Origin of the sequence: Frankia sp. AiPs1, from assembly GCF_023716945.1 — a bacterium.
Classification (GTDB): Bacteria; Actinomycetota; Actinomycetes; order Frankiales; family Frankiaceae; genus Frankia.
In genome coordinates, this window is sequence record NZ_JAMQQF010000698.1 from 1 (window position 1) to 2,731 (window position 2,731).

The following is a 2,731-nucleotide window of genomic DNA, read 5'->3' on the forward strand; positions in this document are numbered from 1 at the left end:
GTGTCCCGCCGAGCCGGGCACCGCGCTCGGCGAGCCGGACCCGGTGCCCGCGGGTGGCCAACACGCGCGCGGCCTCCAGCCCGGCTGGGCCGCCGCCGACGACGAGGACGTCCACCGGTGCCACGCTGCGCCCGGAAGGTAGGGGTTCGACGGTCTCGTGGCCGCTGGCGGGCTCGCCGATGCAGCTCACCACCGGGTTGCGGACATCCCGGACCTGACAGGCCTGGTTACACAGCACGCAGGGACGCCCGCGGTGGCCCTGGCCCGCGCGGACCAGTGCCACCAGACCCGGCTCCGCGATGAGGGCGCGCGTCATCTCCACGACGTCGGCGGCCGCGGTGTCGAGGGCCTGCTGGGCGTCGGCGACAGCCACCACGCTGCCCTGCAGGACTATGGGCACCCGGCCGGCGGCGGCGCGACGCATCCGGCGGGCGAGATCGGTGTTGAAGGCGGGTGGGGTGGCCGCGTCGGGCCGGTACGCGCCCGTCGCGAACGGGCCGCCACGGACGACGACGAGCAGGTCGACGAGGCCGGCGAGCGCGTCGACGTGGCCGGCGGCCAGGTCCGGGGTGATGCCCGCCCAGGGCGCCAGCTCGTCGCAGCACAGCCGGAGGCCGAGGATCCGCGCGTCGCCGATGGCCGCGCGAACCGCCGTGAGGACCTCCCGGGTCAGGCGGAGTCGGTCCCGCCCGTAGTCGTCGGGCCGCCGGTTCGTCAACCCCGAGTGGAACTGCCGCAGCAGGGAGAACACTCCGGCGTCGATCTCCACACCGTCGAGCCCGGCCGCCACCGCCCGGTCGGCCCCCGCGGCGAAGCCCGCGACGATGCCCGCGATCGCGCCCCGGTCCAGTTCGGCGGGTACCTCTCTGCTCACCACATCGGCCACCGGCGAGGGGGCCCACATTGGCTGCTGCGACCATGCGCTCGACCCCTGCCCACCAGCATGACCCAGGCCGGCCAGCAGCACGGTTCCGTGCGGGCGGACCGCCTGGGCCACCGCCGCCCAGCCGGGCCCGCAGTCGGCGGCAAGCGGGGCCCGTTCGTAGGGCCAGTCGTCGGAGCTGACCGAGGCGGTCTCGGTCACGATCACGCCGGCGCCGCCCGCCGCCCGCCGCCCGTAGTAGGCGACATGGCGTTCGGACAGCGCCCGACCCCGGCCCAGGTTGGTCTCGTGCGGTCCGAACAGGACCCGGGAGGGCGCCCGCCGCCCGCCGCGCAGCACGATCGGCCGACTCAGCAGGGTGGGTGGGACCACCGCGCGGACGGGCGGCGCGCCCGCCGGTTCCCCGGGCCGCATCCTTCTCCTCTACGGTGATGGTGGGTAGCAGGTGGGGTGCGGATCGGGGTCAGCAGGTCCGGTGTGCCGGCGCCGACGGCCGACCGCCCGTCGCCCGTCGTCCGTCGTCCGTCGTCCCGGACATTAATGGCACTCGGTGCCGCAAGTGAAGTGAAGGGGGTGAGGAACAAGTGATGCCCCCCGTTGTGACCATGGGCGCGGACGGCCGACGCGCCGGCCGCCGCCCCGCCACCAGCGCGGCGGAGCTCGAACACCTCGCGCTGCAGATCTTCGCCGAGCGTGGTTTCGAGGAGACCACCGTCGACGACATCGCCCGCGCGGCCGGGATCGGGCGGCGCACCTTCTTCCGCTATTTCGCCTCCAAGAACGACGTCCCCTGGGGCGACTTCGACGGCCAGCTCGAGGTCATGCGCGCGTCGCTGGCATCCGCCGCGGCGGGCGAACCGACGGTTGCCGTGCTGCGCCGGGCGATTCTCGACTTCAACACCTATCCGCCCGCCGAGGGCGCCTGGCTGCGCCGCCGGATGACGCTCATCCTGCGCACGCCCGCTCTGCAGGCCCACTCGACGTTGCGCTACGCGAGCTGGCGCGAAGTCATCGCCGAGTTCGTCGGCCGCCGGGTCGGCCAATCGGCGGACGCCCTGACGCCGCAGGCGGTCGCGGCCGCGCACCTCGGGGTCGCGGTCACCGCGTACGAGCAGTGGCTGCTGGCTGAGGGCACGGACCTGGTCGCGATCCTCGACGAGGCGCTCGGGCTGCTTGCGACCGGTTTCGCGGCCTTCTGAAGGCCGCGTGGCCATACCGCCGGGCGGTGATCCGCCCGCGCGCGTCGCGACGAAAAGTAGTCACAGTGTTGCGATGAGCGCTAGCGCTTTGGCGTCGTAGCTGCGAGGCTGTGCACCCATCGACGCAGTCCGATGACTCCTCGGAGTCAAAGGCCGGCTGGTTGGCGGGGAGGAAGCGCTCCATGGCAAGCACGAGCTCCAGGAACGGCGCCGGACCGAGCAGTGCTGGTACCAGCGAGAGCACCATTGCCGGGACCTCGGTCAACCCGACCTCCCAGTCTCCCTCGGGCTCAGCTGCCGGCGATGCCTCCTCGTCGGGCAACGGCGGCTCGCGGCCGGCCCCGACGTCCGCGGGGGCGTCGGCATCGCAGGCCGGTTCGGCCGGCACCTCCCCCGGCGCGACTTCCCTCGGCACGACCGGCGCAGGCACGACCGGCGCAGGCACGACCGGCGCAGGCTCGGCCACGTCCGGCTCTGCCACCTCCGGCGCCTCTACGCCCGGCTCTGGCGAGCCGAGGACGTCCACTGCAAAGACCGGCACCGGCAGGACCGCCACCGAAGGATCTACCGCGGCCAAGGCCGGCACAGCCAAGGCCGGCACAGCCAAGGCCGGCACAGCCAAGGCCGGCACAGCCAAGGCCGGCACAGC

Annotated in this window: 2 protein-coding genes; one reads left to right on the forward strand and one right to left on the reverse strand. The window is 74.0% G+C overall.

Annotation, left to right across the window (positions count from 1 at the left end; genetic code table 11):
• On the reverse strand, positions 1 to 1,297 hold a 1,297-nt coding region (locus ND748_RS29555), incomplete at its 3' end, for a mycofactocin system FadH/OYE family oxidoreductase 1 (RefSeq protein ID WP_251749479.1).
• Positions 1,298 to 1,470: 173 nt separating this feature from the next.
• Between ND748_RS29555 and mftR the strand changes: the two genes are divergently transcribed.
• Positions 1,471 to 2,082 (forward strand): mycofactocin system transcriptional regulator, encoded by a 612-nt coding sequence (gene mftR, locus ND748_RS29560; RefSeq protein WP_251749481.1) that lies wholly within the window; start codon positions 1,471 to 1,473, stop codon positions 2,080 to 2,082.
• The last annotated feature ends 649 nt before the right edge of the window (positions 2,083 to 2,731 follow it).